This is a genomic window from Polaribacter sp. 11A2H, assembly GCF_011379025.1.
GTDB lineage: Bacteria > Bacteroidota > Bacteroidia > Flavobacteriales > Flavobacteriaceae > Polaribacter.
The window spans coordinates 89,135-101,583 of record NZ_WTLD01000011.1; the positions used below are offsets into that span (position 1 = coordinate 89,135).

Here is a 12,449-nt window from a genome sequence, read left to right on the forward strand (position 1 = left end):
CTATGGATACTTTAGATAAAAAATTAAATGATGTTTTTTCTGGAAAAGTAGTTCGGAAAGACCTTGTACATCAAATAAAAAAAGCAGCAAATGTACCCTCGTTTGTACTTGAGTTTTTGCTTTCAAAATATTGTGCAACAGATGATCCTGATGAAATTATAGCAGGCTCAAAAGCAGTCCTTGAAGTTGTAGAGAAAAACTACGTAAGAGCAGATGAAGCAAATAAAGCACAATCTACGGTTCAACAGAAAGGACGTCATAAGTTTATTGACAAAATACATGTAAAATATGTAGAAAAAGAACGTAGGCATTGGGCAGCAATGGAGAATTTTAATTCTAGTCGTATTGCTATAAATGAGAAGTTTTACAAAGAAAATGACAAATTACTTGAAGGTGGAATTTGGGCTGAAGTTACTATTGCTCATAATGATGTTGAAGATGATGATTATGCTTTTTATATTGAAGATTTAAAACCCATTCAATTATCAAGATTTAATCAAAATCAATATTTTGAAGGTCGAGAAGAATTCACCAGAGATGAGTGGATAGATGTTGTGTTAAGAAGTGTTGGACTAAACCCAGAGATTTTAGATAATCCACCAAAGGAAATAGCAGATAAATTCCCTTCAGGATTAAGATTAAAACTACATTTTCTAGCTCGTTTAATTCCTTTGGTTCAAAGTAATTTTAACTTTATTGAATTAGGACCAAGGGGTACCGGAAAATCTTATTTCTATTCTGAGTTTTCACCATATTCAACTTTGCTTTCAGGAGGACAAGCAAGTACTGCTACCCTACTCTATAATAATGCACGTAAAAAAGTAGGTGCCGTTGGTTTTTGGGATAATATTGCATTTGATGAGGTTGGTAATATGAAAATTAGAGATACTGATACCATTCAAATAATGAAAGACTACATGGCTAACGGAAGATTTTCTAGAGGTCAAGAAGTTACTGCTAATGCAAGTTTTTCTTTTGTTGGTAATATTGATCACTCCATAAAACAATTGGTAAATTCTTACGACCACGATCTTTTTATAACCTTACCTAAAGCATTTGATCTTGCAATACAAGATCGATTTTTCTTATTCTTACCAGGTTGGGAGATTCCTAAAATGGATAATAAATTTTTCGCAACTAATTATGGTTTAATTACAGATTATATGGCGGAGGCTTTTCATTATATGTCTAAACATAATAATGAATATTTTGACGTGGTTAATAGACGATTAAAACTAGGACCATCTGTACAAGGAAGAGACGAGATAGCAATAAAAAAGACAGTTACAGGTTTACTTAAAATCATACACCCATCGGGGGAGCCTTCAGAGGAAGAATTTAATGATATCGTTTCTTACGCCATTGAAGGAAGACGACGTGTTAAAGAACAAATGAATAAGCGTAAACCAGATGATGAGTTTGCTGCAATAAATTTATCTTTCTTTAAGGAAGATGGAACAGAACAAATTGTCTATTGTCCTGAGAGTAAATCATCAAAAGCATCGCAAAACCCAAGAAAAGATGAGGTAGAGGAAATCCCTATAGATGAAACTGAGTCTTTATTTGATCAAGTTATTGCTGAGGTTGAAGATATTCCTGTAAAAGTAAAACTGATAGAGAAGCACTTAAAAGTTCATTACGGTGATGTTGGTTATAGTTACGAAACAGTTTTTGGCCCTTATTTACACGGGGCTAAAGAAATAGTACTTGAAGATCCATATATTAGACAAAATCATCAAATTTCCAACTTCGTTAAATTCTGTGAATTAGCAGTAAAAATTGGAGATGTAAAACATATTAAATTGATAACATCTGCAGATGACGATGATCAGCAAAGTCAAAATAAATACTCTTTTGATCAATTAGCAAATAGCCTTTTTGAAAATGATATAGAATTAGAAGTTGAGTTCTCTAATGTTGTTCATGATAGACAAATTCTGCTATCTTCAGGATGGAGAATTATATTAGGCAGAGGTATAGATTATTTCCAGTCTTTAGCAGGGAATTATTTCCAGATAGGAACTAATGATCAAGATTTAAGAGCTTGTTTAGAAACTAATATAGACTTCGTAAAAGTGAATTAACGTTTTCTAGGGAATTATAGTATAAATATTTATGCGGTCTAATCTATGCGTTTTTTAGTATTCCACATTTAGATGTAAAAAGATTTATTAAAAATAAAATACAAGGTTCCCAAATGGAAACCTTGTATTTATAATCCCAATATTGTAAGTATTCTCCTAAAAAAAGTAAGCCTCAATAATTTTCAAAAGATGTTTCCTAACCAGGATTTTAATTCATTATATAAATGATAGTCCTACTACCAGGTTATCATATTGTTAATCAACAATACTTATTTAAAAATCCTTCAGCGTCATTGTTTCCAAGATTTTTTGCAGATTCAAATGCAATTTTCGCTATAGGAAGGTTATTCAATTTTATAGCAGCAATTCCCCTATTCATATAAGCAGATATATTATTCGGAAAATATTTTGTGCAATTACCTAAATATTCTAGAGCTATTTTCAAATATAATGGATTATTAATCTCAAAACAACATTCTGATAAATCCATATATACTCTCTCATATTCAGGCCGTGTAGGGTTACTCTTTAAAACAATTTTATAACAGTCAATTGCTCCTTCAAAATCAGCAACTTCTTTTTTTGCATTTCCAAGGTTAAAATAACCTGTTTCCATAGAATCTTTTTCAAATTCCTCAGGTAGTCCTGCAAATTTTAAAGCTGACATGGATTTCTCAAAAAAGTAAATTGCATTTTGAAAATTACGTTCTTTATAGGCCTTAACTCCTGACATGTAATCACTCTCAAAATTATTCATAAACATAGATTTTAATTGTATTTTTTTTAATCTTTAATTTTATTCTATTAGAAATAGGCTAAAGTTCTATTTTAACTAAGATATTTTTTCATCTTAAACAACTATTGTTTTCACATGACTTTTTCTTTTAGATCAAAAAACATGTTTCTTTATCCATTTAAGGGACATCTCATTACAAGTATTATCAAAAAGGATTGAATAGGTTTCCTTTAGTTCATTTTCTTTTGAATTATGATGTTTACTAAATAGTTCATGAAATTTTTGTTGGATATGATAACTAAATAAAATGTTATCAATAGTAATATCTTTATAATGACTGTATTCCTCTAATATTTCCTTCTTAAATAAATCCAAAAATGAATAGAACGGCTCTTCTTCCTCTGATTGAATTTGGTACTCTTCTAAAAAATCCTTTAAAAAAATGCGGTCTATAAGCAAGTATCGGTCTTCATCAACAAAATCTGTTGGATCATTACTACTTATTCTAGAAACTAGTTTTGTATTGGAATTTGTCTGATTGCCAAGTAGTGATGAGAAATAGCCTTCAACGTAGGTCAAGATATCTCCTTTTACCTTATCAAAATATATTAATGAATCTTGATTTCTTGATAGACCTGCAAACGTTGCTCCCAACATTTCATCAGTTATTTTATTCAAAGTAAATTTTGGGGAATAATCAGTAATAACAGCAGGGGAAGGATAAATAGAATCCACATTTGACAAATCAAGCTCATTTTCATCAAAATCATCATTATTGGAATCCGTAAATAATATGAATTCGGAAAAATTAGTTTCAATATAATTTATAAGACCATTTATATTATCCTCACCCAGCATTTTGCGCATATTATCCATTTTAAACATAGAATTACTAACAGCAGGTTCTAAGCTTCTTTTAGCTTTGTTCGCTAATCTATAAGCCATTACAGTGTTACCAGCAAGGTAATTCCCTAATGCTAAATTGTACAGGGCTTGAGGTTTAGATATATCATTATTTTCAGTGATTTCATTTGCCATTTTAAAATACTCAAGTGCTTTTTTAATTGAAGGAGCTTCTTTTTTTGCTAGAAGTTTGTGTCCTTGTTGTGTATAAAAATTAAAATCCATAAAATGTATTTTTTTCGAATACGTAAATCTAAAAATTTTAAGATAAATTAGTTTATACTTATATAATTTAATTTGAATCTAAATAAATACTCTTAGTTATTTCTAAGTTACTTTTTTAATAAAGGGTAAGGTTTTGCTTCGCTCTTGTAACTGCCGTGTACTGATAACGAAGTGTTGGCATAAAATAAGAATTTAAATATACTTGATTCCACTCTCCTCCTTGTGCCTTATTACAGGTAATTGAATGTCCATAAGTTGTACGGATTGCGCCCACATAACGGTCATCAGAGGTGTTGCCTGATTCCCTATAAACTTTATTTTTAGTAAACCGTTCATGTCTCAGTTTATTCTCCTGTTCAGGCTTAAGACCACCAGGATTAAAAATACTTTCAAGTAAAAGGTAATCTTCAATAACCTCTTCATTACCCTCTAAGGTTTTTGATAATAATTTTACAGGAACAAAATGCAAACCTGCGACGGATTCTATATTAGTTAAGTCAACTTCCTTTACAATAATATGATCTCCACTATAAAGTTGATACCCATTCCTTTTCCATGTTTGGGTAACTAGTAATAAATCTTCTTTTTCAATAGATTTAGCTTTCTTTCCATAAATCTTTGACCTCACAACATTGTTAAATGCACTATTCATATTGTGTGTTGCTCCAATGGAGATTACAGAGTCGTAACCATTGTTTAAATATGCTTTTACATACTTCGAAGTAGCTGTTTCTAAATGTTGTTTTTCGATTCCATGAAGAACTACTTTACTCAAATTTTGTTCAATTGCTTCACGAATATGAATGGCATTTTTTAATATATAACTGCCGTCTTCTTGTCTCTTTACTTCCGTTAATAGTTGGGAAGTACCTAAAAGGGAAAATTTACCTTTTAAATATTCTTCACACAAAGCCATCGAATTTGTTTCCTTGATAGGGGGAAGTTGATTTCTGTCTCCCATAAATATTATTTTATTTTTAGAATTTCCACTTTTCACATAGCGAATTAAATCAGAAAGTAATGAATTACTGCTTTTAAACAAACTACCTGGCTCATTTGTGATTTTTGAAGAAATCATGGATGCCTCATCAATAATAAAAACAGTAAAATCTGAAACGGGATTTGTTTTTAAGACAAAATTTATCTCACCTGTTTCAGGAGTCGGTTTTGAATTATAGATAAGTGAATGTATGGTGCTATTAACTGTTTTTGATTTACGTCCTAAAATTCTAGCAGCTCTTCCTGTAGGAGCTGCAATATTGTAAAAAATTGCTTTATAGTTTAAATAACCTATCAAGGCTGTAGTGATTGAAGTTTTTCCAGTGCCAGCAGCTCCGCTTAAAATATAAAAATCATTAATGTTTGTTGTTTCAATAAAAGCAGACATCTCATATAACGCCTTTTTTTGTTCAAAGGTCGGACAATCAAATTGTAAATAGCCTAAAATATTATTTTGGTTTATCATGAAATTGGTTTTTAAATTGAACATTACAAATTAACAACAGATGAATGCAGTCAAACTGCACTTCAGTTATTTTCTCAAACTTTATTACTTTGATAAATATTTTTCCGTCTGATTTATTACCATAGTACGCTGATCAGAATCAATAGCCTGATTTAAAACTTTTTCAACTATTTTTTCTGCTGCATAGTAATCAAATAAAGTATTTTCTTGAATTGCCGTGTATTCAAGAAGTTTCATTAGCATTTTTTTAGCTTCCATCTTGACTTTTAAAGCACTATAGAAAACAGAATGAAATGTATTATCGGCTATCAGAGTTTTATCTTTTATAGAATATATCTTAATGCCGTTTAAAAATGTATGTGCGTATCCCACACCAATATCTTCTTTAATAAGAATTCCTTCAGCCACACGAATGGAATTGAAATAAGTATTTCCGGTTGCAGAAGTATAGCCACTTGATAAAAAAGCATTTGCTACTTCCGAGTAAGAAATAGTTGAATTTATAAGCCCATATTTTTCAAAAATTACCGTTTTATTATTCATCTTTGTTGGTTTTAGATATTATATTTATTCATTAGATCTGATGATGCTCTTTTCTTATCTTCCTTTTTTATGCTGGACCCGCTACCACTAAAGGTCTTTAGTTTACGACTAAAAAAAGAACTAATAATAGAATCTACATTTTCAGGAATATTTTCTTTTAGAGCCCCATTTAATTTTATTTTCTTGATAATTTTTTTTTTAAATATGATATTAACAGAATTGATATAGCTTTTTTCACCTTGCTGAAACAAGGTTAATTGAATCTGAATATCTGAATAAACTGAGGGAGCTAGTGCAATAATTGTTTCGTCCATAATTAGTTATTAAAAATCCCTAAATCTTTTGCCCAACTCGAGATAGCCTTATATGAAGATTCATAATAAGCCTGTTTTAAATGATAATCTATCTTCTCTTTGACTACGACTTTGTCAAAACTTTCATCACCTCCATGAACTTCAGATAACATTTTCATCAATTCATTCAATACAATATTCCGAACAGCCTCTCGTTCAAAGTGAAACCCCTTTGTTATTTTTCGATCTATAATTAAAGCACCTTTTTCATCGAAAACCTTAATGCCACATAGATAGGTTACAGCAGTACCTCCAGCAACATCTTCTACTATTTTAAGATTTCCAAATTTCCTGAACCCAGAAGCATAATTAAAACCGCTCTCTGCACGGTAAGCTTCTCCAATAACCGTTAACCCATTTTCACTTACTGTATCTTGTTTTCCAAGGCTTTTAATCATAATAAATTTTTAGGTGATGAATTGTTTTTTAATGATGGTGCAAGATTACAGTCTATTAATGCAGTGTAACTGCACTTATAGGTAATTAAAAAAATATTGGTTGGATTATCCCTAAATAAAAATAAATAAACCTTAAAACGATAAAAAAGGAGATTAAGAAAAGGGGATTGCAATTATTTTCATATTTTTAATTAAAAGTTTATGTTATGGATAGAAAAAAAGAAATAAATGAATATTATCAAAATTACGTTTCAAGATATGGAAGTAATGGAATGACACATGAGGAACTTGAACCTTTAATAGTCAATCTAGCTTATCTAGAAATAATGAAGCAGAGAAAAAAAGGCGTTTTTGTTAACGAATTTATGATATTCACAGAATATACAGTTGCCGCGGAAGAATTGTTTGCGGGTTTAAATAACTTAATATCAATGTGGATAGCTTTTCAGGTAACACTTGATTGGGATGGCTTATGGGATTTTTTACGAGGATATTTTCAGAGTAAGTTTGGAGAATCAATTGACGATGTTCAGATTGTAGAGGAAATTTTCAATTCTTCTTCTCATAAAAGATATGAAAATGAAGTTTTTATTAGTAACAGTAATGTTGAACGAATAGTAAAAATAATGTTTTCAGAAGATAAAAAGGAGTGTTTGTTTGGTATATCTCCTACTTTATCTGAAAAGAAGGCTTATTTAAAAATCGTTAAAAATAATACATATACCTACATTGGATCTGATCCTGATTATAAATTTATTATAACATTCGATTTTTTAGACAGCATTGATCATGTAACTTTAATTCTTGATAGTAGAAATATTAGAATTGAATACTTTGAATAATGACGATATTAAATAAATATAATGATAATTCCTATATGTTGCTTTGCAACTACCTTAGTGAAAGCTTAAGAGAAATTCAGACGTTTATTAAGTCCATCAGAAAATCAAAAGAATACGCTCGTATTACAGAATTGGAAAATATTTACAAGGAAACATTTAGTTATGCAAACACTAGAGGGGAGCTTTATTTAAAAATGGAGAGAATTTTAAGTCCTCATTATTTAAGTTTTAATGGGGAATTGGATCGTGGCAATTCATCCTGGTTCATAAGTATTAAAATTCAAAAAAAAAGTTTAAATAATCTAGACAAAATTTATAATAAATTGTTATCAGGATTGTTAAGGATTTATAAAAAAATTTTTTCAGTATTGAATAACCCTGATACTGAAATTATGGAAGGTACATTAAAAAAACATGAAGAACTTATAGCGGGAGTAAATTTAAAAATGAATGAATTCCTTGAATCTGCTAAAGATAAGACTGTAATAAATGAAAGAGAAAAACTTACATCAGAGGAAATCAAAAATTTACCATACAATGGCTTCTATCATATGACACATGTGTCAAATCTAGAAACCATTCTTAATTATGGCTTGTTATCTCATAAAACCGTTCACAGTAATGAAATGATAAAAAGGGATATTTCAAATAATAAAATTCAAGAGCTTAGAAACAGAATCGAAAAAGTATATGGGCGTAACATTCAGGATTACGTGCCACTCTACATAAACCCTATGAATCCTATGATGAATTCCAATAAAGTTATGGAGGTAATAGATAATATTGTGTTAATGGAGATAATACCTCATGTATTGGTACAAAAAAAGAAAACACTATTCTCAGATGGAAATGCCTCTACTAAAGAAACAAATTTTTACAAAGACCAGGCTAAATTAGAAAATATCAATTGGAAATTATTACAGGAAGGCAAATGGGTTGAAGATGCTGAAAGTAAGCGGATAATGTGCTCAGAGGTATTGGTTCCTACAAATATTGAAGTATATTACATACAGAAGATAATAGTAAAATCTGAAGCAATATTAAAAAATATTTTTCCATTATTCCCCAATCACAAAGGTATCTTTATCGAAATAAATTCAGAATACTTTAGAACAAATTAACAGAACTTAAAAAAAACATGAGTCTTATAAATATAATTTCCGTTCCAACAACAAGCGGTATAAAAACAATTGAAGTACACAATCAGGATATCACCAAACTGCAGTTTAATGTAGATGTTCTTGTACTTTCAGCCTATCATAATCAATATGCTCCTGCAGAAGGGACTGTAATAAAAGCACTATTAGACAATACAGGAATAGTCTTAGGGAATCTTTCACAAACACCTCAACTCGATTTAAGATCTTCATTAAACTGCTGGGTTAGTTCTGAAATATCTAGCCAACCTTTTAAACAGATTGTATGTATAGAGAGTATTAAAACAAGTATTAACCAAAGCGGTACAGGAGAAAGCGCATTGTCCGACCTGTTTGGAACCATTGCGCTTCTTCATTATAAAAAAATGAAGGTTGCTAGTATTGCTCTTCCTATACTGGGTGCTGGTTTTCAGAAAAACTCTGTAGATGCAATACTCCCTATTCTTATTGAGAAGGCAATTGACTCGTTAAATACAAATTCTGAACTGAATACAATATATTTTGTCGAGGTGAATGAAGAAAAAGCAAAACTGATTGACAAAACAATTAATAGCTTCCTGAATCGTGGTGCAGATAAGCTAGAAAAAGTGTTTGATGACCCTCTCCTTACTGCTAGTCTTGAACTTATTCTTGTTAAATTAGTACGAATAAAAAATAAATATTTTTTTAAAAATAAAACAATAAGAAATTTAATTAATAAAATTAATAACAGGAATTTACGCTTTTTTGAATTGGGAATATTGTGTAGAAAACTCGAAGAATTATTACTAGCTGATATTTCTGATTTAAAAAGTGATAAATATATATCCCTTTTTGAATACATTAATGATTTAAAATCAAAAAATGTAGCAGACTGGATGATTACTTATATGCACACCCTTAGGGTATTCGGAAATTTTATGGCACACGAAGGTGAATCTACATGTATTCCGGCTCAGATGGAAAAAACTGATGTTATCGTTTTTACACACTCCTTAAATAGGTTACTTGATTTTTATATAAGTTTCAAAAGTACAAAATATTAAAAATAAGATTGTTATGAGTAAAGATTACGACAGGTTTATTACAAATATTGGAGAAATATCTGGGGAAATATCTCGAAAACCATTTACATTCAGTTATGATAAATTTGAAGTACTGAGGAATGAGTCTGTTGTTTACAATGTTAAGACCCCTTCCAGAATAAGAGGATCGGTTGAAGATAGAAATCTGAAAATTAATATTGTAGGAAATGATGTTGACAAATACTTGAATAAATCCTTGTTTTTTAACACCATATCTTATAACATAGATAATATTAGGTGGAGTTTAGAAAAACCTTTTGAAGAGGAAAAATTAGACTCAACTCTTGCTGACTATGTTGCAATGTTTTATTTAAATGGAGTGCTTTCTAAAATTTCATTTGTAATTCATAAAACAGGAATGCAGATAAATTTTTTTTCAGATAAAAGTAGTACCCTGTTAAAACCTTTGTCAGAGTTATGTATAAAAGCAAGGAAGGCAATTCAATTATATGGAAAAGGTAATAAAAAAGAAACAATACCCCTCCTTTTAGATGTTTATCGTTCTGTTAAAAGAGACCCCCAACAGCTGAAATTTGTTGAAGATTATGAAAATTTAGGTAATTGCTTCCTGGTAATGTTGGATATAGAGCTTTCAGATGATGTTGATATATTGCAGATGATGGTTAGTGTAGGCTATTTGTGTACTTCTTTAGCTATTGAAGATAATAGTGAAAACATTAAGATCTATCAGACCAGGTTACTTCTTTTACGCATTGGCAATATACCGTTCAGATATACAGTAATGGAAGCTCTAAACTTGACCTCCAAAGGCTTGTTCTCAATGTCAAGTAATTTAGCCGTTTTAAAGGCTAGAGATGCCATCTATAAAATGGAAATGATAGACTTGGAAAACAATCCTAAACTATGTTATTTGGAAGATTTTTTTAAAAAACGGAAAGATAAATTGAAAGAAATGGTAGATGATGATTTTTTTATACCGGAAAGAACATTGATAAATGTGTTAATTTCGGGCACTAAGAATCATCAAGAATTACTCACTTATATTGAAAATAAAGTTATTGTAAATGGGGATATTGATTTTTAATGAACACATGAATTGTAGTAATAAATATCAGTAATTTTAATTTTAGAAATAGAAAATTTATATATATATATAATTCATACGCATGTCAGTTACAAAAAATGCATTAATAAGATACAAAACATTAGACCAATGTTTTAGAAATCCAGGTAAAAGATATTTCATTGAAGACCTACTGAAGGCTTGTAATAATTCATTATATGAGTTTGAACCTAATTCCAATGGAATTAAGAAAAGACAGTTATATGAAGATATTCGCTATATGGAATCCCCTCAGGGATATTCTATTCCATTGAAAAAAAACAAAATTGGCAGAAATGTTTATTATAACTATAGCGACTTTGATTTTTCCATTAATAACGAGCCAATCAATGAGAGTGAAGTTGAGCAGTTAAAATCTGCAATGCTAGTATTAAGCCGTTTTAAAGGATTACCTCAGTTTGAATGGGTGAATGAATTATTACCTAAATTAGATAATTCTTTTAACTTAACAGATCAGCCTCAGGAAATAATAAGTTTTGATTCCAATGAGTTTTTAAAAGGTGTTGAATTTATTACTCCTCTATATAATTCTATTATATATCATCAAACGTTAGAAATATTATATAAATCATTTAAAAGTGATGAAGCACAAATCGTTGTTTTTCACCCATACCATTTAAAGCAGTACAATAATAGATGGTTTATATTTGGGAAAAATGGAGATTACGAAAACTTAACAAATTTAGCTTTAGATAGAATAAAATCCCTTAAAGTTGGTAAGGAAATGTATATTCCAAATACTAAAATTAATTTTGATGAATATTTTGAAGATATTATTGGAGTATCAAAGTTGAAAAATCAAGATTTAATAAAAATTATATTCAACGCAAGTACATCAGTTTCTCCATACATAAAAACAAAGCCACTTCATGGCTCACAAAGAAAAATTGGAGAAGATAAGAATGGGTATATTTTTTCAATTGAAGTCATTCCTAACTTTGAATTAGAAAAAATGATTTTGTCATTTGGTGAAGATCTAACTGTCATAAAACCCGATGAATTTAGGCATAGGATTATGTCTCGTTTAGTTTCCAATTTAGATAATTATTAAGGTTTCATATTGCCTAAATATCTACTTTTTACCTTCATCCTTATCTTTGAAGTCAGTAGAATTAAAGTATCGAAATTAATCTATGATTGGAGAATGCTAAAATCACCTAGTTTAAGTATAATAAATAGGGAAGACAGCTATAAATAAATAATTAAGACTCTTGCCCCCACCTGTTACATTAAAGTAATTATGATTTATTCTCTTTGTTCCTAACAATTCCCAATCTAAATAACAAAAATTCACTGTTATACAAACATTTAATTCTAAATAAAAACATAAAAGACTTCCCCATTAACCTCACTTAGATAATGATGTAAAAACTTGACTACTAATTAAAATTATGACCTTATGGCAAAAATAACTACCCTTTCCTTTGTCTAAAAATCATAACTTCTTTAAGACCAAAATAGGAATTAAGTAACTACCTCCCCTTTTTAGAAGACCAACAGCGAGTAAAATCTCAAGACCTTATACTAAATAGCGTAATCGCTATAAGAATGTTCTATAAATCTCATTTATAGATTCCTGCTATGGACCAACTGAG

Annotated in this window: 12 protein-coding genes; 6 read left to right on the plus strand and 6 right to left on the minus strand. The window is 29.8% G+C overall.

Annotated elements, in window-relative coordinates; all coding sequences use genetic code 11:
- Window positions 1–2: 2 nt before the first annotated feature.
- Window positions 3–2,084 carry a BREX system Lon protease-like protein BrxL gene (brxL, locus tag GQS58_RS13605; RefSeq protein WP_166386810.1) on the plus strand — a complete coding sequence of 694 codons (2,082 nt, stop codon included), beginning with the start codon at window positions 3–5 and terminating at the stop codon, window positions 2,082–2,084.
- Window positions 2,085–2,343: 259 nt separating this feature from the next.
- Here brxL and GQS58_RS13610 read toward each other — a convergent pair whose 3' ends face one another.
- The 6 genes from GQS58_RS13610 to GQS58_RS13635 all read right to left on the minus strand — a co-directional run bounded on the left by GQS58_RS13610 (window position 2,344) and on the right by GQS58_RS13635 (window position 6,707).
- On the minus strand, window positions 2,344–2,841 hold the full coding sequence (locus tag GQS58_RS13610) for a tetratricopeptide repeat protein (RefSeq protein WP_166386812.1): 498 nt from the start codon (window positions 2,839–2,841) through the stop codon (window positions 2,344–2,346).
- A gap of 132 nt (window positions 2,842–2,973) precedes the next feature.
- Complete coding sequence (locus tag GQS58_RS13615; protein ID WP_166386814.1) at window positions 2,974–3,948, minus strand: hypothetical protein; 975 nt, start codon at window positions 3,946–3,948, stop codon at window positions 2,974–2,976.
- 115 nt (window positions 3,949–4,063) lie between these two features.
- The gene (locus GQS58_RS13620) at window positions 4,064–5,413 is read right to left on the minus strand and encodes an ATP-dependent RecD-like DNA helicase (protein WP_166386816.1); all 1,350 of its coding nucleotides are present in this window, start codon (window positions 5,411–5,413) and stop codon (window positions 4,064–4,066) included.
- 84 nt (window positions 5,414–5,497) lie between these two features.
- Window positions 5,498–5,956 carry a hypothetical protein gene (locus tag GQS58_RS13625; RefSeq protein WP_166386818.1) on the minus strand — a complete coding sequence of 153 codons (459 nt, stop codon included), beginning with the start codon at window positions 5,954–5,956 and terminating at the stop codon, window positions 5,498–5,500.
- 11 nt (window positions 5,957–5,967) lie between these two features.
- Window positions 5,968–6,270, minus strand: coding sequence for a hypothetical protein (locus GQS58_RS13630; RefSeq protein WP_166386820.1), 303 nt, complete (start codon window positions 6,268–6,270; stop codon window positions 5,968–5,970).
- A gap of 2 nt (window positions 6,271–6,272) precedes the next feature.
- Complete coding sequence (locus GQS58_RS13635; RefSeq protein ID WP_166386822.1) at window positions 6,273–6,707, minus strand: hypothetical protein; 435 nt, start codon at window positions 6,705–6,707, stop codon at window positions 6,273–6,275.
- A gap of 206 nt (window positions 6,708–6,913) precedes the next feature.
- Here GQS58_RS13635 and GQS58_RS13640 point away from each other — a divergent pair, with 206 nt between their 5' ends.
- The 5 genes from GQS58_RS13640 to GQS58_RS13660 all read left to right on the plus strand — a co-directional run bounded on the left by GQS58_RS13640 (window position 6,914) and on the right by GQS58_RS13660 (window position 11,905).
- Entirely contained in the window at window positions 6,914–7,549 is a 636-nt protein-coding gene (locus GQS58_RS13640; RefSeq protein ID WP_166386824.1) for a hypothetical protein, read from the plus strand.
- Entirely contained in the window at window positions 7,549–8,670 is a 1,122-nt protein-coding gene (locus GQS58_RS13645; protein ID WP_166386826.1) for a DUF4433 domain-containing protein, read from the plus strand. Before GQS58_RS13640 ends, GQS58_RS13645 begins: the two co-directional genes overlap by 1 nt.
- 17 nt (window positions 8,671–8,687) lie before the next feature.
- The gene (locus GQS58_RS13650; RefSeq protein WP_166386828.1) at window positions 8,688–9,731 is read left to right on the plus strand and encodes a hypothetical protein; all 1,044 of its coding nucleotides are present in this window, start codon (window positions 8,688–8,690) and stop codon (window positions 9,729–9,731) included.
- Between the two features lie 13 nt (window positions 9,732–9,744).
- Window positions 9,745–10,815 (plus strand): hypothetical protein, encoded by a 1,071-nt coding sequence (locus tag GQS58_RS13655; protein WP_166386830.1) that lies wholly within the window; start codon window positions 9,745–9,747, stop codon window positions 10,813–10,815.
- 82 nt (window positions 10,816–10,897) lie between these two features.
- Entirely contained in the window at window positions 10,898–11,905 is a 1,008-nt protein-coding gene (locus GQS58_RS13660; protein WP_166386832.1) for a helix-turn-helix transcriptional regulator, read from the plus strand.
- Window positions 11,906–12,449: the final 544 nt, after the last annotated feature.

Coding starts and splice junctions, on each gene's coding strand:
- brxL (WP_166386810.1), top strand. CDS start 3: ATGGATACTTTAGATAAAAAATTAAATGATGTTTTTTCTGGAAAAGTA.
- GQS58_RS13610 (WP_166386812.1), bottom strand. CDS start 2,841: ATGAATAATTTTGAGAGTGATTACATGTCAGGAGTTAAGGCCTATAAA.
- GQS58_RS13615 (WP_166386814.1), bottom strand. CDS start 3,948: ATGGATTTTAATTTTTATACACAACAAGGACACAAACTTCTAGCAAAA.
- GQS58_RS13620 (WP_166386816.1), bottom strand. CDS start 5,413: ATGATAAACCAAAATAATATTTTAGGCTATTTACAATTTGATTGTCCG.
- GQS58_RS13625 (WP_166386818.1), bottom strand. CDS start 5,956: ATGAATAATAAAACGGTAATTTTTGAAAAATATGGGCTTATAAATTCA.
- GQS58_RS13630 (WP_166386820.1), bottom strand. CDS start 6,270: ATGGACGAAACAATTATTGCACTAGCTCCCTCAGTTTATTCAGATATT.
- GQS58_RS13635 (WP_166386822.1), bottom strand. CDS start 6,707: ATGATTAAAAGCCTTGGAAAACAAGATACAGTAAGTGAAAATGGGTTA.
- GQS58_RS13640 (WP_166386824.1), top strand. CDS start 6,914: ATGGATAGAAAAAAAGAAATAAATGAATATTATCAAAATTACGTTTCA.
- GQS58_RS13645 (WP_166386826.1), top strand. CDS start 7,549: ATGACGATATTAAATAAATATAATGATAATTCCTATATGTTGCTTTGC.
- GQS58_RS13650 (WP_166386828.1), top strand. CDS start 8,688: ATGAGTCTTATAAATATAATTTCCGTTCCAACAACAAGCGGTATAAAA.
- GQS58_RS13655 (WP_166386830.1), top strand. CDS start 9,745: ATGAGTAAAGATTACGACAGGTTTATTACAAATATTGGAGAAATATCT.
- GQS58_RS13660 (WP_166386832.1), top strand. CDS start 10,898: ATGTCAGTTACAAAAAATGCATTAATAAGATACAAAACATTAGACCAA.